Source organism: Promicromonospora umidemergens, assembly GCF_024171995.1.
Lineage (GTDB): Bacteria > Actinomycetota > Actinomycetes > Actinomycetales > Cellulomonadaceae > Promicromonospora > Promicromonospora umidemergens.
On the sequence record NZ_JAMTCT010000015.1, the window covers coordinates 20,860 to 42,483 of the forward strand.

The window sequence follows — 21,624 nt, forward strand, 5'->3', positions numbered from 1 at the left end:
GTCGGACAGGTCACCGACGCCACCCAGACCGCCGAGTACGAGGACGTCCTCACCCAAGAGGCTGCGCTCGCGGCTGGCCATGGCGTGCTCCGCACGACGGGTCTCCTCACGATGTCCGCGACAGGCCTCGATGCGCTGGAGCACTCAGCAGCCGCGGTCGAGCAGGCTGCAATCCAGGCGGGGTGGGAGACGGTGACTGTGGGGGCAGCAGGCTGTCGCACACGCAAGAGCTTCCTTGGGCTACTGACCATCTAGAAACCACCTCGGAAGGTGCCCGGGCCCCTAACCGGACTCATTGCGATCACACGCCCGACCTGGTTCCGGAGTTTCGCGCGTTCATTCGCACGCCGACCCGGCCCATTAGTCCTCATCGAAAGGCATATCTGCCAACGGACCTAGAAGGGCGTTTCCGAGCATCCTTACGATCCCGCCAACCTCGCTATGTCGTTTGATCGAACGGCGCTCTCGCTCGGAGAGTGCCGCCCAGAGTGGAGCGAGTTCGGCCAAGTCTAGCAACTTTATCGATGCCGCTCTAAACTCCGCATCAACCCTCTTCATCTGATTTACATAGAACGCAGCTATAGCAAAACAACCGAACGCGATCAGCCCTCCAAATAGGGCCCAATCAGGCTGCATTGCAAGAACAACCGCACCACACGTCGAAAGAAAGGCCAGCGGCGCCCAGATACCATATCGGCCGATCTCGCGCCGCCATGCCAGACGGATGGCGGCACGTCGACTGTCGAGATAAGACTCCCATTCGGGACCGGGAGTGCCATTAGAGGAGAAGTAAGGGCGAACTCGCTCCAAGAGGAACGCGTTAGCACGGAATCGACGATCTGCGCTCACTCCAGCAGGATCCCACCAGCGGACGCCCCTGGCAGTGGTAGCAAGGGGTGAAGTTGGCCCGAGCCCGAGCGTCTGCACTCCGGCACGATCGGCAACGATGCGACCCTGGTCACTCATCAGCTTCACGACGCCGACGAACGGCTTTTCGACACGACGGTCAGGATGTCTCAACAGACTTGACGATGGCGTGTGTCGCATCGATGAGCTGCTGGACCGTCGGCCGTGCGACCTTCTTAGCGCGGTAGAGGAAGTTGGGGTCGTACTTGTTGAAGCCGCGCGGGCTCCCGTCCGCAGGCAGCGCTGGCCGAACCGCTGCTGCCTCCGAGCCGAAGATCGGGTCGATGGGCGCGAAGTCGAACCACTCCTCGTGCTCGGCTGCGAAAGCGCGGCGGGCGTCGAGGTTCTCAGGGCCGCTGAGGCTTGACGAAACGATGAGGGCGCGACGGAAGTCACCACCTTGCATTTGCCAGCCGACGGCGCCATCGATCTCAACGGAATTCATGGGCACGTTGCGAAACCACTCGATCAGCGGTTGCCCCTTGGAAAAGCCGCCCTTGGCTGATCCTCCGTGGTCCTTGGTCTCGGCTGCGATTGTCTCGGCTACACAGTGAGCTCGGAACTTGCGCAAGCGCATGGCGAGTTTCTCGTCACCGACGGCCGTTTCGAGCTCGAGCGGGAGATCGGCTGGTTCGCCCAGGTCCTGAACGATAACCGCCTCAGCCAGGCCGGCAAGGACACGGATGACCCGCGTGTACCTGTCTACGGTCTCAGCCTCGTATGACGACGGCGTGCGGGCCATCGCGTGCTCGATCCGGTCGGCCAACTCGTCGTAGCCGAGGAAGGTCCACCCGGGAAGGCTGTCGATCCAGTTGGGTTTGAAGACGCTGAGCAGGACCGCCGTGCTCGACCCGAGTCCTTGCGCTTCCCAGGGATCAAGGACGTCGTGGCGGTACCGGTCGAGTTGCTCGACGGTGGGAACCGAGAAAACCTTGTTCTCGATAGCCAATCGTTCCTTGCCGGGGAACGTCATGATCAGGTCGAGGTCGCGGTGCTCACGCTGAACGTCGCGAGTCTCCTGGATCCCTGGCGGCAGGTCTGAAGCGAAGACCTCCTCAGCTGCCTGGGGAAATGCCTTGAAGAACCACGCAAGCAGATTGCTGTGGAACAGCTCAAGGCTGCCGTACATGATCGCCGCCAGCGGCTCTGCCCGTAGCCGGCCTGCAAGATCGGACAGTTGTGCCACCAGTCTGACCTGGGCGCCCGACTGCGAACGGAGATTTGCTCCATCGCTGATCGGTTCGGCCTCGACTGGCATTGGAGTCGATCGATGTTCCGCCGAATCTGGAACGAAACGTGCCGCACCACCGAGCAGGTCGCTTGTCACTGCTTCAGCTGGTTGTGCTGACCAGTGGTCCCGGCCGGTCGCGCCGTATCCGCGGACAAGTGCGTCGACGATCGCGTTGCTGGCGTCGGCCAGCTGGCCGGGCAGGTGGAGGAACAGGGAGAAGTTCTCATTCCCATTTCCCGGGACGGGCGCGCCCCATCCCAGGGCTTCCAGTGCCTTGACCTGTGTGTCCGCCAGAGCAGCGTGGGCCGGAAGGAACTGGTTGCTCACCGCGTCCAGATGGAGCCATGGCTCGACGATCTGCCCCTGCACGTAGCACTCGACGCCTGGGTGACGGTTCGACTCGAACGAGATCTTGAACGACTGCGCGCCGAACTCTTGATGCGTCTGCACGACCTGCTGCACGGCTGCTCTCACCGAATCTAGGCCGTCGTTGACCAGCCCCGTGCCAGCAACAGGCTCAGGCGATGTGCCCAGTAGCGCTGCTGCGACATCCGCGACACGACGACGTCGCGCGTACTCGACGCCAACGTCGACTACCCCGGCGGGTCCCCAGGCCCGACCGCCGTCATGCACGAGCGCGAGCGCTTCACCACCACGCTCCAGCACCCAATACTCGTACACCTCCCGCGGCACATCGGCATCGAAACCACCGAAGTCCGGAAGATGCGCCGCGAAACGGTCGGGGACTGACAAACCTGAGGAGATATCGGAGGAGTCCAGAAACAGACTCCGGCACCGGATCGGGAGTTCGTCAAACATCGTCATCGTCACCACGTGGGTGACCAGCCGGTAGGTAAGCGACCGCGACACGGACCCGCCTGGCTGCTCGGGCGCATAGCTTGCCGCCGCGTCGAGCGCGTCGACGAAGGTACGAAGGCGCGGCGCTCGAACAAGATCGAGCCAGGGCGTGTCCGAGAAGGTGCCCGGCCGTGTCGTCGACTCGCCCAGATGCGCCGCTCCTCCTGGAGTGCGATTGAACGACCAGACCCAATCGAAGACCGAACTATCGCGATCCCCCAGCCAGCGACCGACCCACAGCCGATCCGACTGCCCTCCACTCGGGCGGACCTCGACGATCTGCAAGTCCGGATGACGTCGTACGAGCTCGCTCGTGACCGCCCATGACGCTGCATGAGCCCACCAATCCTGCACGTCGGTCACGACTCCTCCTACCTGCCGATACGAATCTCGACCACGGTAGGACGACAACCACAGTCACGGCGGGCCGCGCCGAGAAGTTCATCCGGCCCTGCCCCGCCGGTGAACCGAGAACCGAAGGCGCCAGCACACCTCCTCGAAAGACATCACCACGCGGGATGAGCAGATGGGGAGACGTAATGACGACGCTGGAGGACCGACTGGTCGAGAATGACGTCGATGTCGTGGGGCATCCTGCGTTTGACGGGTCGCCGACGCCCAATCCTTCGCCAGAGTTCCCGCCAACCAGCGGTGCACGGCGAGTCACGCCAATCAAGAGCTCACTCGGCCCCCGCGACGGTGAAGCGGATGTGAGCGGCCATGGACCTGCTCGACGAGCTCGACCTCCTCGACTCTCCCGCCACCGACTCAGCCACCAACGCGCGCGTCCCACGCGATCAACGCTGCCCCGACTGCAGCAAGACCGCCCATGGTCCCGCCGGCGCACTCAACGCCAGCAGCTGGCGCACCGACGCCGGGCACCTGGTCGTCTCACACTGCGACTGTGGTCGCTACCTCTGGTACGAGGTCCACGAGCTCGCATTCGGACCACCGGGAGGCCTGGCTGACTGGGAGACCCTGACCACGCTGGACGACGGCACCTTGTTCATCAAGCCCCTGGGCCCCTGCTACACCGCAAACCTCCCGCCACGCCCAGCCGAACGGTGGGTACCCGCAGCCGGGTTCCCGTACCGACCAAAGCCCGGGGCCGATGACGCCGCGACCGCTCGCTGGCACTCGCACCTCGAACGGGTACGGGCCGCACAACGCGACCACGAACCGCCGTCGGGCACACCCGGGCCCAGCCAGGCACGTCCAGCGCCGACGCGCAAGCGCACCTTACGAACGGACGGAACGCCCGCCGCGGGCCCTTAGGCGAACAGAGTCAGCCATGGCAACCGCGGAACAGCTGGATCTGGAGGACGCCGACGCGATAGAACACCACGCCACCCTCGACGCTGACGCCGGGTACGCGCTTCTCGCTGAGAAGACCTGGGCCGCGCTACGCGCCCTCGGAGTCGAACGGGGGCGGATGCTCTTCCTTGGCGACCACGCCCACACCTTCACCGGCATCCCCGTACCCGACACGGTCTACGGTCACCAGGAGGAGGCCGTCAACCGAGCAGGTGGCGTGTCCTTGGCCCTGCCGTCTCAGCAGGAAACTTGCCTTCGAGGTCTCGGATTTGCGGCCGAGCGCCAGCGTTAAGTAGGACTCTGACGAGGTCCGGATCATCGACAGACGCGGCGAAGTACAGCGGTGTCGACCCGAGGGTCGTCTGCCGGTTCACATCGGCACCCGCAGAGATGAGCAACTGGACTCCGTCATGGTCCCGCCGCTCGATCATCATGTGTAGCGCCGAGTGCCCGAATCCGCCGCCGCCCAGGAAGATGGCCGCGTTAGGCGCGTCGACGTCGGCACCCGATCGGATCAACTCTCGAGCCACAACCCTCCGCTCGTCAACGAGTGCCGTGAGCAGCGGCGTCTCCCAGTGCTGGATCGGGTCGCCGTATTCGATCAATGCGGAACCGTTGATTGGCGCGCCTTGGCGCAGCAGCAACTGGACCTCCGCCGCGGTCTCGACGTAGTGCAGCCCGTAACTTCCCTCCCGAGCACCGAGCTCACTGACAAGTGAACGGGACACGAAGGCCTGTTGTTCGACGCGAGCCGCGTCGAGCGACGCGTATTCCACCATGAGACGGGTACGAACGGCCTCAGGGTCGTGCGAGTCCCCCACACCGCTCCAGACCGTCGCGCGTCCATACGGCGTGAGGTACACGACGCCCCAGCCGTCGTGCACATTAACTGCCTGACGGACGCGCTCGACTGGAGGGAGCTCGATCCTGCCATTGACACGCCGAAGCAATGCGTAGCCTGCGTCGTACATCGGCTTCGGGTCCGCACCGCCCCGGAGCAGCTCAACGATGACTTTCTCGAAGTCGGTGGCGGACGTTCCCTGGGGTCGCCGGGTGCCGGGAACCGCCAACGTGGCGGCCGCCATGAGCGGGGTTGGACTAGTTCCGTGCTGAGGACGATTGGCGTCGGCACCAAGCGAGATCAGCAGCCGGGTCGTCTTCCCGTGCCCCCTCGACGCGGCGTAATAGAGGACCGGATCGCCGTCATTGTCGACCGCGTTGACGTTGGCTCCCAACTCCCGAAGGGCCATGAGAGCGCCATTCTGACCTGCACCAGCGGCCAGCATCATCGCGGTGACGCCCCCGACGCCCCCGGAATCCACCGTCACGCCGTACTGCCCGAGCGTGGCGATGCCGCCGCTCCATCCCGCCTCCGCCAATGCGTGCAGGATCGTGAACCCAGGCATGCCCGAAGCCGATGTGCTGCGTGCATTCGCGTCAGCACCCCTGGACAGGAGCAACTCGAAGAGGCCTGCGTTCTGGCTTCCGGACACGTAACGCAGTACGCAGTCACCGTCGTCATCGACTGCGTGGATGTCGGCGCCACGATCGAGCAGGCCGCGAACCTTGACCTCGTCGCCGATAGCAGCCAGGTGCATCAGATCGGTCTTGCCCGCGGCCCGTTGGGGAACCAGCTGGCGCTGCCGCACGGAGTTGGCCGCTACGTCGTTGATGGGCGCCTCGGCGGCTGAACGTTGGTCGGCATCTTCCGCGCCTCCTTGCCTCTGACTGGAGAGTTTGGTGGACGCTTCACCAACTGTGCGGCGGCGACTGGAGTTGGCTTGCTGGCGCTCAGCCTCCTTCCGCTTGGCACGGAAGCCCGCGATTAGCGCCGCCGCGACCAACAGCGTGAGGATGACGACAATCACGGTGGCACCCGATTCCATGGCGTGAAGTTATCGGTGGGGCGACCATGTAGGAAGCGATCAGCGCCCGCCAGCAGCAAGATCACCCTCGGCGTGCCGCGCCTCGATCCTCACGGTCAGTGCCGGCCGTGAGGAGTCTCGACCCACCCGACTGGCGCATGACCAGCACTGGTCCCCCTCCGAGGCATGGGTCAGATGCCGTCGAGCATCACTCGCAGGTATTTCTCGTTGTCCGGACGAGCGGTTCCGAGCCCGGCCCCCTGCCAGGCAGCGACCTCGCGTGCGGATGCACGCACATCGGCGTTGGTTTGGTTGATGTAGATGCGGCGGTCGCCCTCCAGGCGCACGACCTTCCCGTAGCCGCGCCAGGCGGCGGCCGGGTCCTCCAAAGTCAGCCCCAAAGCCGCGCACACACGAACGAGCGGCTCGACATCCCTCTGGGCCGGACCCGGAACGGGCTCTTGCAGGGAGTCCGGTCGCGGTGAGGCCTTCGTTGCACCGCCGATGCCGTGGAGGTCGTCCCTCTGAGAGCCGTCAGACGGGTCGTGAATGATAACCAGCGGCGCAATAGCAGCGGCCGGCGAGGTTCCAATGCCCTCGAAGGGAGACACACCTACCCGCCGAAACTCATGCGCGAGCGCAGGCAGCACCTTCTGCCACCGGCCACGCCTAGCATAGGTCGACGGGTGCCCGACCATCAGCAGCGGCACTGTACGGTCCAACGCCGTTACACGAGCCTGTGCCGACCTGAAGATGCAGGCATCCGACAGCCCGTTCGGCGTGAAGATCTCCGGGGGCGGAGCGTTTACGGAGTAGGTCCCAGTGTCACAGTGCTCGGCGACGAACAGCTTGTGGGCCCCACTTCCTAAGAGAAGGATCGCGCGGGGATTGACCGCCTGCAGGATCTTCCGCAGTACGGGTGCGCTCTCGTGCGCCGCGACCTTCGGACTCACGGATAAAGCGCTGGAGCTGCGCGACCGACGAAATATCACGTTAGTTGCTGGCACCTGTCTCACTTCGTCTTCTGACGAAGTTCCCAGAGTCGTCGAGAGCAGGTCGTGCATCGGCCCTGCCAGCGAGTACTGGCGACCATAGTGGCGAAACATGACGTAGTCATGCTCCCCGTTCTCGAAGAACGACTCCGATGCGTTCAGGTCGGAACCATCCGTCTCGCCACCCGGGTTTAGACCGAGGACGAGCAGCGGGAACGGATGGATGTGCGAGTAGAAGATCTTGTAGAACCGCCGTTCCGTGATCCCTGATCCCGCACGGAACTCCGCATCCAAGGCACGCATGTCGACCGGCACCTCGTGCGCATCGGTGGGATCGGCCGTTGGCGTGTGGCCGCTCGTCATCGTGAACCAAGCGGCACATCGGCGACGACTTCCCACTCGTACATCTGGTTGTCCCGGTTGAGGCGGATGAGCTGGACCGTCGTGATCGGGATAGCAACCGAGTCGAGGTCTCGCAGTAGGGCAACCTGCTCACGGATCCGGCCGATCGGAAAGTCGGCGTTGCTGTAGGCGATGGAGACGTGTGGGTAGAACTCCGGGCGCTCAGGAACCTCGTCCCAGACGTCCACGACGTCCACGACGTCCACCTGGATGTTGTCGCGGACCGCGCTCACTGCGGACCAAGGACGGACTAACAGGCCAGTCGCTTCGTCGTCGGCTTCGATCAGGCCGAGGGACAGATCGAAAGCAGGGACCGTCGCGAGTCGCTTGGTTGCAGCGCGGGGAATGGCGTCGACATCATCGTCGGAGACCTCGTCCGTGAAGCCGAGCCCCTGCATCGTCAGGTGCAGCCAACGGTGTGGGATGGGCTCGAGGCTTCCCACGCCCACTGGCCCGTCCTGGAGTCGGGCTACGAGGTCGTGCAGGAGTACGGCGGTGGCGTCGTCAAACGTAAGGCTCCACGTGTAGAAGGAACGACCGACGGACCAGTCGGGACGCCACCTCCAGTGGTTTACAAGGCGTTCCAAGCGCACGAACTCCTCCCAGCGGGCGGCGAAGCTTTCCAGTTCAGGTGCCGGCATGCGCATCCTCCAGGGCCGTACTACGCCCGGAGATCAGATCCCGGACGTCACGAATCACAGGCAGAGCCTGCCACGGAGCAGTGGCTTCGATGAACTCCTGGCACCCGAAATCACCCCGCAGCACTAGCAATCGGCAAGGGTTCCCGGGCTAGTGATTTTCCCGCCCTGATGGCCGTACGACGCAGGTACCCGCGTTCGTCGATGCTGGCCTCGTCACACCAGTCGGACCCGCACGATGGCGCGCCTGCGGCCGCATCAACCGGTGGCAGCAGGTCCCTGACCTCACACCTCAAGCCTGACGGCCGGGCCTGTAGGCGCGGCGGCGAATCCTCCAACGCCGACCGCCATCTGTAGCAACAGGTTCACCAAACTGCTGGCCCACCCCCCGCCACCAAGCGGTCCCCCTGGTCTCGTGAGGCCTTCCAATCCAAAGCGCCACTTTCCCGTTGTGGAAACCCGACCCCCTTGCCCCACCGACACACACACCGAAGAATCGAATGCGACAGCAGGCCGGCCAAGGGGGAGCAGCCATGAAGGTAACCACGCTCGCGAGCACGTGCGACAAGAACGACTGCCCGACGATCTACGAGACCGACAGGGGCACGATCCTGGTACAGGGCGAGACCCCGGCTGACCACGGTCTGACGATCCCGTCGCACGAGACCCTGGTCGAGATCCCCTTGGATCTGATCCGGAAGGCGTTCGGTGGCCGGCTTGGCGCCTAAGACCCTGGGAGACCTGTTCGACCAGTTCCAGCGCGAAGCCTTCCGGCTGGAGACCCTCGACGACTACAGCCGGTCCGGCAACGTAGACGCCTACCAGTTGTTTGTTGACAGCCAGGACAAGCCCGCCGACTACAACACGGACTGGCTCGACGAAGTCCGCAGCCACACCGGCGCTGGTCAGCGCATGTACCGCGTCCATGTTCTTCGCCGGCCGCTGACGCCCTACCTGCGCTTCGAGCTCGGCTGGGGCTACGTCACCAATGCCACGGCGGGCGAGGAGTTCTTCATCCTCGACGTCACTGACCAGCCCACGCCGCTACCTGAACATGTCGGGGACTTCTGGCTCTTCGACTCGACCACGCCGGCCAGGTTCAATTACAGCGACGGCAAGTTCATCGGCGCCGACGTGCTGGCAGATGACCACGGCCCGGAGTACGTCGCCTACCGGGAGACCGCCTTGGCGCACGCAGTGCCGTTCGCAGACTGGTGGGCGAAGTACGGCGAGTGAACCGTTCCGAGCTGGGCGCAGCGCTGCGGACTCTACGGCAGGCCTCTGGTACGGAGGCCAAGACCGTGGCCCGCAGCTCTGTCATGTCAGCGAGCAAGCTGAGCAAGATCGAGACGGGCAAGCTCTCCCCTAGCGCAGACGACGTCGACCGGATCCTGACCTCCATCGGTGTTTCCGACGAGGTCAAGGCGGAGTACATGGAGGCCGCTCGTGCGGTGGCCACCGAGGCAACGGCTTGGCGCCTGATCCAGCGTGCTGGTCTACACAAAGCGCAGAAGCAGCTGCAGGCCGTCGAGGCCGATATGGATCTGCTGCGGGTGTTCCAGCCCGCGCTCGTGCCAGGTCTGCTGCAGACGCCGGAGTACATGCGAGCGATCTTGTCTCGGCACGACGACCTCACCGAAGAGACGGTGCGACGCACCATGAGCGCACGGCTCGAGCGCCAGGAAGTCCTCTACGACGAGGACAAGACGCTGCGCTTCGTCATTACCGAACCGGTCCTGCGGTGGTTGATCGTGCCGACGCCGGTCATGGTCGGGCAGCTGGACCGACTGGTTTCCCTGACTCGGCTGCCAAACATCGGCCTGCGGGTCGTGCCGCTGGCTGGCGCTCAGCGGGATATCCCTAACCACGCCTTCGTCGTCCGCGACGACCGCTCCGTGAGTGTCGAGACCGTGCATGCGAAGGTCGTGGTGACCGACCCCCGAGACGTCGCTCTCTACGTCACCAAGTTCAATGGGTTTGCCGAGCACGCCGTGTCTGGCGAGGCTTTGAAGCCATTCCTCGAAGGCATCCGAGATGACCTTTTGCGGCAACGGGAAAGCGGCTAGTACCGACCCGATAAGGGCCTCAGGATCATTCCCAGAGCAAGTGCACCTGGGGAGGTCCGACAATGGAAAAGCCACCGGCAGGAACGGCAACGCATCTGATTGCGCTCGACATCGACGGCACGCTGATCGGTCGGGACGGCAAGGTGCCGTCTGCGACGGTGCAGGCGTTGGAGCTGGTGCGCGCCAGTGGACATCACGTCGTACTCGCGACCGGAAGGTCGCTTGTTGGGCTGCTCGCAGCCGCCCGGAGGCTGGGCCTGACCGAGGGCTGGGCCGTCTGTTCCAACGGAGCCTTGACGGTACGCCTAGACCGAGCGGCATCGTCAGGACACGAAGTGGTGGAGGCCCACACCTTCAGCCTGGGATCGGTAGTCCGCCAGGCGAACCGGCTGTCGCCCGGCGTAGCCGTTGCAGTCGAGGAGGTCGGCTGGGGTTGGCGCGTGAATCACGAGTTCGGCGCTGGACTGCTCAACGGACCCCAGAAGCTGACGCCGCTCGAAGATCTCCTGGCCGGACAGGCTTCGCGGGTCGCCCTCCACGCCAACCGGGTCGCCGACCACGCGGATGCGCTACGTCACCTCGGAGTCACCGTGACACCGGCGGGCCACAACTGGCTCGATGTCACGGCAGCCGGAACAAGCAAGGCGACCGCGCTGGAACAGATCCGGTGCCTACTCGGAGTCGCATCCGAGCGCACCGTTGCGGTCGGGGACGGCTTCAACGACATCGCCATGCTGGGATGGGCGGCGCGTGGCGTCGCCATGGGACACGCACCCGACACCGTGCGCGAGGCAGCTGGCGAGACCACCGGGACCATCGCGGAAAACGGCGCAGTCCCGATCCTCCTGTCGCTGGTCCCGGCCCCGGCACGCCGGCCTGGCTTGTCACCGCTGGGAGCACAGCTCGCCGCAGCCGTCCACACCGCCGTCGAACGTGCGCCGGGCCCTCTCGTGGTCCGGGTCTGGCACGGCTCCAGTCCCGACCTCGCCGGATGTGAGGTCCACACGCTTCGGTCGGGACGGTGGGTTCGGCAGGCACCGGTCCCTGCCGGCAGAGCCTCCAGCATGCGCGACGTCGAGCGCGCTGCTCGCGAGGCCGGGCTCACCTACCCGCGTGGAGACGAGGGACGACGACGCGCACACTGGCGCACAACCGCACCCGGGTCTGAATCGGGACCGGCCGAGTTCGAGCTCCCACTGACCCATGCCTGACAAGCATCTCTCGATCAGAGGAACCACAGCGTCAGCATGTTGCACACTGCCAACAGGCCGGGGATGATCGCTATGCACAAAGAAGTTCGTAAAGCAGTCGATGAGGCACGACGCGCCGGCTTCACCGTGCGTGAGTTGAGCGGTCACACCTGGGGCCATATCGAGTGCTCGTGCGGATCGCACGTCAAGGTGTTCTCCACCGGCCGCAATCCCGAGAACGGCGCACGGCTGATCCGTAAGTTCGTCGAACAGCACAGGAAGCACGTGTGATGACTGAATTCGAGTTCTCTCTGGTTCTGGAACGCGAACCGGATGACGCCCAGGCCGAGGCCATCGCGGCCAACGTGCCGTCCGTTACCGGCCTGGAAGGCGGTGGACCCGTATCGCTGGCACACGCGGTCGTCGACGCGCTCGACTTCGCGACAGCGGTCACGTCGACCGTGCAGCAGATCGAAGCGTTCGGCGTGCTTGTCGTGGGGCTGCAGACGGACGACTTGATCTCGATCAAGGAGATCGCCGCCCGCACAGGCCGCACCAGAGAGTCTGTACGCCTGCTGGCGACCGGGAAGCGCGGCCCAGGAGGATTCCCCTCCCCGATCTCCCCTGAGCCATGGAGCCTGTACTCATGGACTGAGGTTGGAGGTTGGTTCTCCGAACACTTCCGTGAGCAGGACTTCGACCTGGACCGTCAGGCCACCGCAGCCGATCACTTCTTGCGTGGAAGGCACATCACACGCGCCGAACCCAACGCGGATTCCTGGGCTCAACTCCTGTCCATCTGAACGCGACGAGGCCGAGCACGGATCAACCGACTTCCTGGAGTCCACCATCGAGACGATCGCCCCCGACCTGTGGCTAACCTACGACGGCGTCGGCCTCGGCCCTCTCCGCGCCGACCTGGCCGAAACCTACTGGCGCTGGGAAAACTCACTGCCGGTCATGGCCGGCTACGCCCGCCAGACCCCGGAGTCCCTCACCGAACGAAGTGCCGGTCTCGAAGCCCGGCTCGAAGGCAGCGCCGACCAGACTCGCTTCACCATCTACCGCCACCACGACGACACCTGGGCACCGGTCGGGATGACGTCCCTGCTCATCGACGACCGCTACCGCACCGGCGAGTTCTTCATCTACATCGGAGAGCCCGACAACCGCGGGCATGGCACCGGCACCATCGCCACCACAATGGTCCTGGACTGGGCCTTCCACGTCACCGCGCTGCGCTGCGTCTACCTCGAAGTCCTGGCCAACAACGCTGCCGCCATCCACGCCTACGAGAAGGCCGGCTTCCGCACCGTCGGCACCCGCCGCCGCACCGGCTCCCGGCTCAGCCAACCCGCTAGCGAAGTCATCATGGACGCCATCCCCGAGGAATACACCGGGCCACGACTGGTCGAGGCCGCCGTCCTCGGTAACCGGCAGTCCCTACGATGACGAGCCCCGCTCGGTCCGCCCTGAGCGCCGTCATGCCGACGTTCGGGCTTCAGGTCCGCTGGGACGACCTGGAGCTGCGCCTGGCCGACGACATAGAGCTGCTCACGCTCGCCAGCCTCGCCGCCAACGGCGTGCACAACCCCGAGGCCGCCCCGTTCTCCTGGCCGTGGACCCGAGGCACAGATGAAGAGGTCGAGCGGAACGTCCTCGCCCACCAGTGGAAGAACCGGTGCAGGACCGCAGCCGACGACTGGGCACTGTCGTTTGCCGTCTTCCAAGAGGGCGTGGTGGTCGGGGAGCAACAGATCTCTGCGAAGAACTTCCAGGTCATCCGCTCAGCGCTTACCGGGTCATGGCTCGGGCTTCGACACCACGGCCACGGCATCGGCACCCGGATGCGACTCATGGCGCTGCACCTGGCCTTCGAAGGCCTCGATGCCGCAGAGATGATCAGCGAGGCCTACGACGACAACCCTGCCTCGAACGCCGTCTCCCGCCGCCTCGGGTACGTGGCGAACGGATCGCGGGCCACAGCCCGAGAAGGAAGCTCCGTCATCGAGAACAGCTACCGCATGACCCGGGAACTATGGGACGCCCGTCCGGACGACCTGCGTCCCGAGATCGCACTCGAAGGTGTCTCGCCGGTCCGCCGGCTGTTCGGAATCGATCAACCGAAGCAATCGACTCTCAGGGAGAACGCATGACGCAGACCGACGCGCGGACCGGCATCGAGGTTGACCCGACGTTGAGCTCCGAAGCCTTGCGCGAGCGGATGATCGCCGAGCTCATCGAGTCCGGCTTTCTCACGGACCCGGCGATCGAGGCGGCGTTCCGTGCCGTGCCGCGCGAGGTGTTCGCGCCGGCTGACACTCCGGCAGAGCTGCCGTACGCGATCCACGATGCCTTGCGGACGCGGTTCGCAGACGACGGCAAGGCCTTGTCCTCGTTGTCCGCGCCAGTGATGCACGCGGGCAACCTGGCCCAAGCCAAGGTCCAGGCAGGTCAGCGAGTGCTGGAGATCGGGTCCGGAGGCCCGAACGCCGCCATGCTCGCCCACCTCGTCGGCTCCAAGGGCACGGTCGTGAGCGTCGACATCGACGAAGGAGTCACCGCCCGCACCCGCGCCGGCCTCGAACAACTCGGCCTGGCCGACCGCGTCGAGGTGGTCACTGCCGACGCCGCTGAGCATCTTGGTCGTGGTGTGTTCGACCGGATCATGGTCACCGTCTCACCCTGGTCCTTGCCCCAGACGTGGGTCGACCAGCTCGCGCCCGACGGGATCTTGGTCGTCCCGCTCCAGATAGCACCAGGGCTGCAGCGCATCATCGGGTTCCGCAAGCAGGACGGGCGACTGATCTCGGAGTCCACCGTGCCGGGCGGCTTCGTCCCGCTGCAGGGCGCGGGGTTGTTCAACCCGCCGTCCGTCCAGCTGACCGGCCCGTCGGGGAAGCCCGTCACGTTCAAGTTCGCCAGTGAAATTCCCGGGGAGTTCGGGGTATCGGACCGCGTCCTGGCGTCCGACCCGGTCGAGGCCTGGTCCGGCGTGATCTACAAGAACCGCACCATCTGGCTCGACCTGCTCACCTATCTCCTGGTCCAACCGGGCGCCTGTGCGATGGAGGCCGAAGAGGCTGCAGACCGTGGCTCGGACATGTCGTTCTATCCGGCCCTCGTCGACGGGGAATCGTTCGCTGCCCTGCACCGTCGCCCCGCCACCGAGACCCCAGACCTGTCGTGGCCGACGACGACCGGACCGCACATCGAACTCGTCCACGGCTTCGAGCACTCGATCGTTCGTGTCCGCAGGGGAGCAACTGCGCCTTTACCGGCGCCGCTCCCCCGCGCGTTCTTGAAGCAGGACACCTGTACAGCTACGCCCAGCTCGGGGAGCACTTCGAGCACGGTGGATTGATGCTACGCAGGGACATCCATCGGCTCTTCGACGACGGCCTGCTCTCGGTGAACCCCATGAGGCTCCGGATCGACGTCGCCTCCGACCTGGACGAATACCCCCAGTACGCCAACCTCCACGACCAACTGCTCACGACGCAGCTCCGAACCGAGCAGATCAAGTGGCTCGACAGCCACTGGCACGAACATCGTGAGCCGTCCCGGCTCGATCGAACCTGACCGCGGTTGGTCAAGGCTTCCATCCTCGACGTCTAAATCACGTGGTGTGGCGCCATCCCACATGGCACCCTCGGCGACATCTAGCTGCTCGCGCTCTCGCCGAGTGCTGGAGTCGAGAGGACCAGGCGCTCCGGCGCCACGAACGTCCACCAGGAGGCACACATGTCGGCCGTCGACCTACGCGAGCCGGTGCCAGCCGAGCTGCGCACCAACGAGTTCGTCCTGCGCCCTATCACCGCCGACGACGCCGCGATGGATCACGCCGCCGTCATGGAGACGCGCGAACATCTCCGGCTGTGGGAGCAGTCGTCCTGGCCGGACGACGACTTCACCGTCGAGGCGAACCGCGCGGACCTCGTCGACCTCGAACAACGCCACGCTGCGGGCCGCGCCTACACGTACACCGTGCAGGACCCAGTCGGTACCGAGTGCTTGGGCTGCGTCTACGTCTTCCCCACGCACGCCACCTTCCTCGCCAAGGCGACGGTGACGCCGCTCTGCGACGACGCCTGGGCAGATGTGCAGGCCGTCGTCTACTTCTGGGTGCGCCGGTCACGCATGGAGACCGGCTTGGACGAACGCCTGCTCGCTGCGCTGCGCGCCTGGTTCACCGAGGCATGGAACCTGGAGCACAAGGTCTTCGTCACCAACGAACAGTTCACGCAGCAGGTCGACCTCATCCAGCGCACCGACCTGGTGTGCAAGTTCGAGCTGGTCGAACCCGGCAAGAACGGCACCTACCTCGTATACGGCTGAGACCCACTAAGCCGCTGTCACCGTGTGGCAGCGCACAGACTCCCCCAGACTTGCCGGCGTCCCGTCAATTCAGGACGGCACCTCACACAACCCGATGGGAACTGCCCCAGGAACGGTTGACACGTCTTCTTTGATGAGTCAGGCCGCGAGGGCCAGGGTCTGGTCAGCGGGCCGAGTCCCCCGAGTGTGACCACCAGGCGGGCTCCGTCTGCAGCAGGAAGTCCAGACCCTGGGCGATCTCGCGAGGGTCGTCCGGCACGACCGCGGTTCGGACCACGCTCGCCCCACGACCGGAGGCCTGGCGGCACACCCACCCGCTGTTGCTGTCCGTCGTCGACCCGTCCAGGATCTCGTCTCCTACCACCAGCAGAGCGACCCTCATGTGTTCTGTCATCTCGCAGTGCTGTCATGATCGCGACAACCGCGACGGCCAAGGAAGCAATGGCGAGCCCGAGTGACGCCCACTGCATCGTCTTGAGTTTTTTCCTGGATCTTGATGTCGTACGACAGGCTCGCGAGCTCAAGAATCGTGGTCGAGTGTTCGCCGATCTCGTCGACTCCCTCGCGCATCGCACCGAGGACAGTCTCTAACAGCCCGAGGTAGTAGTCGTCGATATGGCGGTCCAGGTGGGCATACAGGCCAGCATGACGTGGGCTGGTTGTCTGGCTACGGAGTTGAGTTCCAGCAGCGTTTGGAGATGAGTTCGAGCAGCGGTCGCGCGCGATGCCGTGTGCAGCGGATGGAATGGAGATGGCCGCAGAGTCTCGGGCACAGTTGTTCGTAGCGATCCGGTGGGACTACCGCGCGGGTGCGTCCCAAGCGTTATCTGGAACGTATGTACGGCGTCTCGTTCCACACGATCAGGGCCTTGCTGGACTCGGCGTTTCCACGGCCCAGACGCCCGTTGCCGGACCGCGGTTCGCGACTGGACGAGTTCAAGTCGCTGATCGACGAGTGGCTGCGGGCGGAAGGCTCGGCCCAAGCAGCGGCACACGGCCAAGCGGATCTTCGACGGCGGCGCACGAGCACGACGCGGATGTCTCGTACTTCATCGTCAAGAAGTACGTCGCGATGCATCGTGAGGAGATCCGTATCGAGGCGGGGCCGGGAGCTCGCGCGCACGTTCATCCCGCAGAGCCACGTGCCCGACGCGGAGGCCGAGGTCGACTTCGGTGACGTCACGACCGAGCTGACCTGGCACGAACGGCGTTCAAGCTGGGCGTAGGCCTCTCCAGATGTGCCAAGAGCCTCGACACAGCCCGGGACGGGACCATCATCCATCCGCTATGGCGCAAGCCCGGACCGAGCGATACTCGTGAGGCGACCTGCTCCTACCCTTCAGCTGGCCGCAAGCCAGACGGCGCCACCGATCATGGTCAGCAGCACAGCGACCACCAACCAGAATCTCGTGCTCTCGTACCAGCGCAACCTTCGATAATAAAACAGGTTGCCGTTGACGTTCTGGACATAGCCCCTGTCCTCGATGTGCTTCGCGTGCTCTTCCTCTTCCTTCCGCGTGCGGCCTTCTTTCTCGATGGCCCGCATCCCGGCCCACTCCGCCTCGGTAAAGTACTCGAAATCCGCCGCTGCGGATGACCTGGCATCCCGACCAGACTCATCGGGGCCCGGGACGCCGAACAACGACAGTCTTCGCAGCCTGGCTTCCTCGGTGTCATCTGCCATCTCGGAATTATCGCTAGGGACTGCTCTCCAGGGGAAGACCCCCCATCTCAACAATGTGCCCTCTGGGACCGTAGCCAGGGCGACGACAAGGTCGTGGCTATAGGAGCGGCGTAGGGCCTGCTGCCTAGCGTCCTTGCAGCTGAGACGAGGTGCGAGGGCGTGTCCGGGTTCGAGTTGGATCGGTAGTTCTCACACTGCCCGGTCTGCCTCGAAGGAACACGCTTTCGCGATGTCATCGTCTCGTCTTCTTGCCCCTGCGTCCAAGCCCGTCTCACGTGAGGCGCACTTGCTCGCCCTGTTGGAGGGCGCGCCTGACCCGCGAGCGTTGGGGGGTCGGCGGCACTCGGTGGCCGGCCAGGTCGCGGTCGCGGTGTGTGCGGTGATGACCAACCCGCAAGGCTTTACTGCGATCGCGCAGTGGGCTGCTGATGCGGGCAAGCGACGCCTGGCCCGCCTGGGGATGAGTCGTGGTGCTGCCGGTGAATCCACGTTCCGGCGTGTGTTCGCCATGCTCGACACCGCGACCCTGGACCGTGCGCTCGGTGCTCCCGCGCAGGACGAGGACCTCGGTGTCCCATTTCCTCCACCGTGGAGCCCATCCCGTTACGGACACAAACGATTAATGACCTGGCCGCTACTCCACGAAGATGTACTCGGAACCGCCGTCCTCGAAACGATGGGCCGCCGTCAAGGTGCCGTGAGCAACGCGGACAATGTGCCGATGCGGCTGTCCGAATCGAACTCGACATGCAGGAAGTGGTCGTTCGCCTCGTACCTGACAAAATTGGGACCGACGCGTTCTGGCACTCCAAAGAAATCTGCAACCTCACCACGAGTCGCTGTGGGAGACAATCCGTCGATCAAGGCAGAAGGCCTCGGGTACAGGCCGTAACCGTGATCTTCTTCTTCGGGCTGTGTTCGCACGATGACCGCCGACAGGATGTCGTCCTTGAAGAGGATGTCGGTTCCAGCCGCTACGAAGGTGTAGTAGGTCGACCGACCGTTACCCAAGTCAAACTCTTCGATCGTCATGTCGGGACCGACCAGGACGAACGCCTTGAGGATCCGGTCGTCGCCGCGCCGCAGGCCCAGCACGTCCAGCATCACGGCCATCTCACCGATGACGGTCTCCACTAGATCCCTCGCTTCTTGTTGAGCTCGCGCAGTTCGTCGAACGCCTTGGCCACTGCCTCAGGCGAATATCCCTCGTTGATCATGTTCTGACTCTGTGTAGCGTAATCCCGCTCGGCGGCCACACCGAGATCAGTCGCATCTGCTTCGATCCGCGTCTGACTGTTCCTGCCTTTGTAGGTGTCGCCCTTGGCGTGGACTTCCTTTGGCAATTCGATCGCGTTACCTTGCTCGTGAATTTCTCGAATTTCGTGCGGCTTCAGGTCACGACCAAGCTCGATCTCCTTGGCCCTTTGCAATGCGGCCGACGACGGAATGTGATCGTGCTCCATGCCGTCGCCGACCTTCGCACGTTTCTTGAGATCTTTGTACGTTCCGACATCGAGGGCTTTAACATGGTCGCTGTTGTGAACGAGCACAACGTGTGCACCAACCCGCACATAGTAGTTGTGGTGGGTCTCGACGTGGAAGTTGTAGACCATCTCCGCGTCAGCTTCGGTCCGCTGCTCGGTGTCGGTGGCCTCGACCGGGACCGTCGTACCCTCCGGGGTGACCAGAAGGTCGCCGACCCTCAGGAACGCGGCGTCCAGCCAGCCGCGGCCCTGGACCATGAACGGATGCTCCGCGGTGGTGGAGACCCGCTCACCATCGATCGTCAGGTGGAACAGCTCGGTTGAGGTGCGGACGAACGTCTCGACGACCAGCTGCAGCTCATCCCGGCCGGTCTCGAGGTCACGGGCCCAGACCTTGTCCCCGACCCGGATCTCCTCGATCGCCCTGGGCCCGTCTGGAGTATGGATCAGGGTCCCGGCCACGAAGCACTTCCCGAACCCGAACTTGCACCACCCCTTGCTCATCGCCTGCCGGAACCCGCCCGACTTCGCGATGGTCTTCGACAACCCCATCGCGGCCTTCGCAGCACCACCCAGACCGATCAACGACAACGCCGCGCCGGCGATCGCGATCCCGGCCTCCGCCCAGGAGCGTTCACCCGTGGCCGCGAGGGTGATGTTCGCGACCGCGCTGACGATCGCCGCGACTGCCGCGATGACGATCAGCACTCCCGCCAGGGCGGTGCCGACCACAGGGATGAACGCGACGATGATCGCGAGGATCCCCGCGATCGTGGAGATCATGTCGGCGATGTCCGCGATCGCGGCGACGAGCTTGGAACCCCAGTTGTCCCACCAGCCGTCGTTCAGATCATCATTGCTGGTGATCTCCTCGATCTGATCGATCGCGGAGTTCGCGGCAGTGTCCCGGTCGGATACCGCGGTCTCGATCGCGCTCTTCGCGGACGAGATCACGCCGGCGGCCTGGTCGGCGTCCCCGCCGGCCTGCTCCGCCTTCTGCTCGTACTCCTGCTTCTCGGTCTCGTCCTTCGCCGAGTCGGCCAGGTCCTGCCATCGGTCCTTCGACCCCCGCGCTGAGTCCGCAGCATCCTGCGCATCCCTGGCCCGGTCCAACGCCGCAAGCGTCTCCGACTGCACGCGTTCGAGCGACGACGCGTATCCGGCCAGGGCGTCACCGGCGGCGACGTACCGGGAATGGGCCTTACGGATCTCGCTGATGGTGTCTTCCTTGGCATCCATCAACGAATCAACGGCATTCGAGACCGTGCCGTCCACATCCAGCCGGCTCATCGAGGACGCCGCGTTGTCGATCGACCGGGCAACCTCTTGGTACTCCTGCCCGCCCGAAAGCACCAGCACTGGATCACCTGGCGTCGGATCCGCATCCAGCCCTACCGGCGACCAATCAGACGGCCTCATCAAGGACCCCCTCCCCCCATTTGCCCGACATGAAAGCTTTCTCCGCAATGTGGCAAATGGTAGGCAAGGAAGCATCGGTCCAGCAATGAAAGTTCCGCGACCTGGTCGATCGACCTGCAACCATGCCGGGAGAACTGCAGCCGACGCCCGACGCGCTGGCCCCGTTCATGGAACGGTCTCCCCCCTACGGCCCGCGGCACCAGTCGTGGTAGCGGGCCAGCCCCCGGCTGGGCGCTACATGGACCCTGACTTACCCCTACATGGCCCCAGCTCTCGACGATCTGGAACGTCGCCTTCTTCAGGTCATCGACCTTGTCGCTTCCACTGATCCGGAGAACGCGCGTCCATCAGGTCTCGTCGACCGGCTGACGGCGCCAGAACGTGGGACGCCACCAGTACAGGCTGGTGTCGTCCTTCGGCCACGGACGTTCGGAGACGCCCCTGGGCTCGAACGAGTCGATCATCAGATCGATCGCGCGCCAGTCTGCATCGAGCGGCTCGTCGTCGGTCGGCTGGTGCACCAAACGGATGAACCGGGGCTCCATCGCGCCCAGCTTCGCGTACAGCTGCTGCGCTTCGATCAGGGACGGGCCGTTCGCCCCGCCCGTCCGGTCGGGCCAGCGCAACTGGATCGCGTCGTCCTCCCAGAAGCAGATCCCGCAGATCGCGTGCGACCCCGGCGGGTCGTCGAACACCAGATGCCCACAGCACGAGCACGGGAACCGGGCGCTCATCGGTACTCCGCGACGACGTCGATCGTTCCGACGATATTCGCGTTGAGCTCGTTCAGGTCCTCGGCCGGAATCCAGTACTCCAGGATCGTCGCCCCGCCGACCTGCTGGACCTCGTACCGGTCCAGGAACTCCTTGCGCACCTCGAACCGCGTCACGAACCCGGCGCCGGAGTGCTTGACGTTCCAGTCCCGGGCGATCCGCGTCGCGTAGTCCTCGTTCAGCACCGGGTAGAAGATCGGCTGGTCGGTCAGGCGCGGCGGCCACGCACGCCACCCCGCGGCCTCGACCAGGGCCAGCTCCTTCGGACCCGTCGGCCGCCACAACGTCACCGTCTCCATGTCGCGCATCCTTTCAGGCCTCTGCGGCGGCAGTCACGGTCATTGCAACGGCCCGGTGCGAACCGATCGGCGGACGGTGGTGCCAGATTGGGCAGGGCCATATGTCCTGCCCAGACGCTCCAGCACCAGCCGCGGCTCGGCAGTGAGCCCGGCCTGGTTATTCGT

General features: G+C 64.8%; 23 protein-coding genes and 2 pseudogenes. 15 read left to right on the plus strand and 10 right to left on the minus strand.

Going from position 1 to position 21,624, the window contains the following annotated elements; translation table 11 throughout:
• Positions 1-1,006 precede the first annotated feature (1,006 nt).
• From APR04_RS20400 to APR04_RS20415, 4 genes are all read right to left on the minus strand, one after another.
• Positions 1,007-3,358, minus strand: a complete 2,352-nt coding sequence (locus tag APR04_RS20400; RefSeq protein ID WP_253873686.1) for a TY-Chap2 family putative peptide chaperone — start codon at positions 3,356-3,358, stop codon at positions 1,007-1,009.
• Positions 3,359-4,509: 1,151 nt separating this feature from the next.
• Positions 4,510-6,195, minus strand: coding sequence for an ankyrin repeat domain-containing protein (locus tag APR04_RS20405; RefSeq protein ID WP_253873688.1), 1,686 nt, complete (start codon positions 6,193-6,195; stop codon positions 4,510-4,512).
• Positions 6,196-6,365: 170 nt separating this feature from the next.
• A complete protein-coding gene (locus APR04_RS20410) occupies positions 6,366-7,529 on the minus strand; it encodes a hypothetical protein (RefSeq protein ID WP_253873690.1) in 1,164 nt (387 codons plus the stop codon).
• The gene (locus APR04_RS20415; protein WP_253873692.1) at positions 7,526-8,209 is read right to left on the minus strand and encodes a 2'-5' RNA ligase family protein; all 684 of its coding nucleotides are present in this window, start codon (positions 8,207-8,209) and stop codon (positions 7,526-7,528) included. The genes APR04_RS20410 and APR04_RS20415 overlap by 4 nt, the downstream gene beginning before the upstream one ends.
• A 530-nt stretch (positions 8,210-8,739) precedes the next feature.
• On the opposite strand from APR04_RS20415, the gene APR04_RS20420 reads away from it, so the two are divergent.
• The 12 genes and pseudogenes from APR04_RS20420 (at position 8,740) to APR04_RS20470 (ending at position 15,800) form a co-directional block, all read left to right on the plus strand.
• On the plus strand, positions 8,740-8,934 hold the full coding sequence (locus APR04_RS20420; protein ID WP_253873694.1) for a hypothetical protein: 195 nt from the start codon (positions 8,740-8,742) through the stop codon (positions 8,932-8,934).
• Positions 8,915-9,442 carry a DUF6879 family protein gene (locus APR04_RS20425; protein WP_253873696.1) on the plus strand — a complete coding sequence of 176 codons (528 nt, stop codon included), beginning with the start codon at positions 8,915-8,917 and terminating at the stop codon, positions 9,440-9,442. The genes APR04_RS20420 and APR04_RS20425 overlap by 20 nt, the downstream gene beginning before the upstream one ends.
• Positions 9,439-10,272 carry a helix-turn-helix domain-containing protein gene (locus APR04_RS20430; protein WP_308292377.1) on the plus strand — a complete coding sequence of 278 codons (834 nt, stop codon included), beginning with the start codon at positions 9,439-9,441 and terminating at the stop codon, positions 10,270-10,272. The genes APR04_RS20425 and APR04_RS20430 overlap by 4 nt, the downstream gene beginning before the upstream one ends.
• 62 nt (positions 10,273-10,334) lie before the next feature.
• Positions 10,335-10,571 (plus strand): annotated as a pseudogene (locus tag APR04_RS31335) (HAD family hydrolase); the annotation flags it as partial.
• Positions 10,572-10,712: 141 nt separating this feature from the next.
• Positions 10,713-11,483: an HAD family hydrolase gene (locus APR04_RS20435; protein ID WP_253873700.1), complete on the plus strand. Its 771-nt coding sequence runs from the start codon at positions 10,713-10,715 to the stop codon at positions 11,481-11,483.
• Between the two features lie 36 nt (positions 11,484-11,519).
• Positions 11,520-11,753: a hypothetical protein gene (locus APR04_RS20440; protein WP_253873702.1), complete on the plus strand. Its 234-nt coding sequence runs from the start codon at positions 11,520-11,522 to the stop codon at positions 11,751-11,753.
• Complete coding sequence (locus APR04_RS20445) at positions 11,753-12,265, plus strand: hypothetical protein (RefSeq protein WP_253873705.1); 513 nt, start codon at positions 11,753-11,755, stop codon at positions 12,263-12,265. The genes APR04_RS20440 and APR04_RS20445 overlap by 1 nt, the downstream gene beginning before the upstream one ends.
• Entirely contained in the window at positions 12,201-12,914 is a 714-nt protein-coding gene (locus tag APR04_RS20450) for a GNAT family N-acetyltransferase (RefSeq protein WP_253873707.1), read from the plus strand. Before APR04_RS20445 ends, APR04_RS20450 begins: the two co-directional genes overlap by 65 nt.
• Positions 12,911-13,618 carry a GNAT family N-acetyltransferase gene (locus APR04_RS20455; RefSeq protein ID WP_253873709.1) on the plus strand — a complete coding sequence of 236 codons (708 nt, stop codon included), beginning with the start codon at positions 12,911-12,913 and terminating at the stop codon, positions 13,616-13,618. Before APR04_RS20450 ends, APR04_RS20455 begins: the two co-directional genes overlap by 4 nt.
• Positions 13,615-14,826 (plus strand): class I SAM-dependent methyltransferase, encoded by a 1,212-nt coding sequence (locus APR04_RS20460; protein WP_253873711.1) that lies wholly within the window; start codon positions 13,615-13,617, stop codon positions 14,824-14,826. The genes APR04_RS20455 and APR04_RS20460 overlap by 4 nt, the downstream gene beginning before the upstream one ends.
• The gene (locus APR04_RS20465) at positions 14,778-15,044 is read left to right on the plus strand and encodes an HNH endonuclease (protein ID WP_372496150.1); all 267 of its coding nucleotides are present in this window, start codon (positions 14,778-14,780) and stop codon (positions 15,042-15,044) included. The genes APR04_RS20460 and APR04_RS20465 overlap by 49 nt, the downstream gene beginning before the upstream one ends.
• Before the next feature lie 162 nt (positions 15,045-15,206).
• The gene (locus APR04_RS20470) at positions 15,207-15,800 is read left to right on the plus strand and encodes an N-acetyltransferase (RefSeq protein WP_253873715.1); all 594 of its coding nucleotides are present in this window, start codon (positions 15,207-15,209) and stop codon (positions 15,798-15,800) included.
• Between the two features lie 163 nt (positions 15,801-15,963).
• Here APR04_RS20470 and APR04_RS20475 read toward each other — a convergent pair whose 3' ends face one another.
• On the minus strand, positions 15,964-16,182 hold the full coding sequence (locus APR04_RS20475; protein WP_253873717.1) for a molybdopterin-binding protein: 219 nt from the start codon (positions 16,180-16,182) through the stop codon (positions 15,964-15,966).
• A gap of 26 nt (positions 16,183-16,208) precedes the next feature.
• Here APR04_RS20475 and APR04_RS20480 point away from each other — a divergent pair, with 26 nt between their 5' ends.
• Positions 16,209-16,391 (plus strand): hypothetical protein, encoded by a 183-nt coding sequence (locus tag APR04_RS20480; protein ID WP_253873719.1) that lies wholly within the window; start codon positions 16,209-16,211, stop codon positions 16,389-16,391.
• A 488-nt stretch (positions 16,392-16,879) separates the two neighbouring features.
• Positions 16,880-17,026, plus strand: coding sequence for a hypothetical protein (locus APR04_RS20485; RefSeq protein ID WP_253873721.1), 147 nt, complete (start codon positions 16,880-16,882; stop codon positions 17,024-17,026).
• A gap of 113 nt (positions 17,027-17,139) precedes the next feature.
• Here APR04_RS20485 and APR04_RS20490 read toward each other — a convergent pair whose 3' ends face one another.
• The gene (locus APR04_RS20490) at positions 17,140-17,484 is read right to left on the minus strand and encodes a hypothetical protein (protein ID WP_253873723.1); all 345 of its coding nucleotides are present in this window, start codon (positions 17,482-17,484) and stop codon (positions 17,140-17,142) included.
• A 229-nt stretch (positions 17,485-17,713) separates the two neighbouring features.
• Here APR04_RS20490 and APR04_RS31340 point away from each other — a divergent pair.
• Positions 17,714-18,016, plus strand: a pseudogene (locus APR04_RS31340) (transposase family protein); the annotation flags it as partial.
• A 155-nt stretch (positions 18,017-18,171) separates the two neighbouring features.
• On the opposite strand, the gene APR04_RS20495 reads toward APR04_RS31340, so the two are convergent.
• The 4 genes from APR04_RS20495 to APR04_RS20510 all read right to left on the minus strand — a co-directional run bounded on the left by APR04_RS20495 (position 18,172) and on the right by APR04_RS20510 (position 21,459).
• On the minus strand, positions 18,172-18,618 hold the full coding sequence (locus APR04_RS20495) for a DUF6392 family protein (RefSeq protein WP_253873725.1): 447 nt from the start codon (positions 18,616-18,618) through the stop codon (positions 18,172-18,174).
• Positions 18,618-20,327 (minus strand): polymorphic toxin-type HINT domain-containing protein, encoded by a 1,710-nt coding sequence (locus APR04_RS20500; protein WP_253873727.1) that lies wholly within the window; start codon positions 20,325-20,327, stop codon positions 18,618-18,620. Before APR04_RS20500 ends, APR04_RS20495 begins: the two co-directional genes overlap by 1 nt.
• 407 nt (positions 20,328-20,734) lie before the next feature.
• Positions 20,735-21,121, minus strand: a complete 387-nt coding sequence (locus APR04_RS20505) for a CPCC family cysteine-rich protein (RefSeq protein WP_253873729.1) — start codon at positions 21,119-21,121, stop codon at positions 20,735-20,737.
• Positions 21,118-21,459, minus strand: a complete 342-nt coding sequence (locus tag APR04_RS20510) for a hypothetical protein (RefSeq protein ID WP_253873731.1) — start codon at positions 21,457-21,459, stop codon at positions 21,118-21,120. Before APR04_RS20510 ends, APR04_RS20505 begins: the two co-directional genes overlap by 4 nt.
• Positions 21,460-21,624: the final 165 nt, after the last annotated feature.

What these genes read in the sequence shown, in the direction of transcription:
- APR04_RS20455 (WP_253873709.1), top strand. Translation starts at nt 12,911, where the DNA reads ATGACGAGCCCCGCTCGGTCCGCCCTGAGCGCCGTCATGCCGACGTTC.
- APR04_RS20470 (WP_253873715.1), top strand. Translation starts at nt 15,207, where the DNA reads ATGTCGGCCGTCGACCTACGCGAGCCGGTGCCAGCCGAGCTGCGCACC.
- APR04_RS20475 (WP_253873717.1), bottom strand. Translation starts at nt 16,182, where the DNA reads ATGAGGGTCGCTCTGCTGGTGGTAGGAGACGAGATCCTGGACGGGTCG.
- APR04_RS20405 (WP_253873688.1), bottom strand. Translation starts at nt 6,195, where the DNA reads ATGGAATCGGGTGCCACCGTGATTGTCGTCATCCTCACGCTGTTGGTC.
- APR04_RS20445 (WP_253873705.1), top strand. Translation starts at nt 11,753, where the DNA reads ATGACTGAATTCGAGTTCTCTCTGGTTCTGGAACGCGAACCGGATGAC.
- APR04_RS20440 (WP_253873702.1), top strand. Translation starts at nt 11,520, where the DNA reads ATGTTGCACACTGCCAACAGGCCGGGGATGATCGCTATGCACAAAGAA.
- APR04_RS20410 (WP_253873690.1), bottom strand. Translation starts at nt 7,529, where the DNA reads ATGACGAGCGGCCACACGCCAACGGCCGATCCCACCGATGCGCACGAG.
- APR04_RS20420 (WP_253873694.1), top strand. Translation starts at nt 8,740, where the DNA reads ATGAAGGTAACCACGCTCGCGAGCACGTGCGACAAGAACGACTGCCCG.
- APR04_RS20490 (WP_253873723.1), bottom strand. Translation starts at nt 17,484, where the DNA reads ATGGCAGATGACACCGAGGAAGCCAGGCTGCGAAGACTGTCGTTGTTC.
- APR04_RS20510 (WP_253873731.1), bottom strand. Translation starts at nt 21,459, where the DNA reads ATGGAGACGGTGACGTTGTGGCGGCCGACGGGTCCGAAGGAGCTGGCC.
- APR04_RS20415 (WP_253873692.1), bottom strand. Translation starts at nt 8,209, where the DNA reads ATGCCGGCACCTGAACTGGAAAGCTTCGCCGCCCGCTGGGAGGAGTTC.
- APR04_RS20460 (WP_253873711.1), top strand. Translation starts at nt 13,615, where the DNA reads ATGACGCAGACCGACGCGCGGACCGGCATCGAGGTTGACCCGACGTTG.
- APR04_RS20480 (WP_253873719.1), top strand. Translation starts at nt 16,209, where the DNA reads ATGATCGCGACAACCGCGACGGCCAAGGAAGCAATGGCGAGCCCGAGT.
- APR04_RS20505 (WP_253873729.1), bottom strand. Translation starts at nt 21,121, where the DNA reads ATGAGCGCCCGGTTCCCGTGCTCGTGCTGTGGGCATCTGGTGTTCGAC.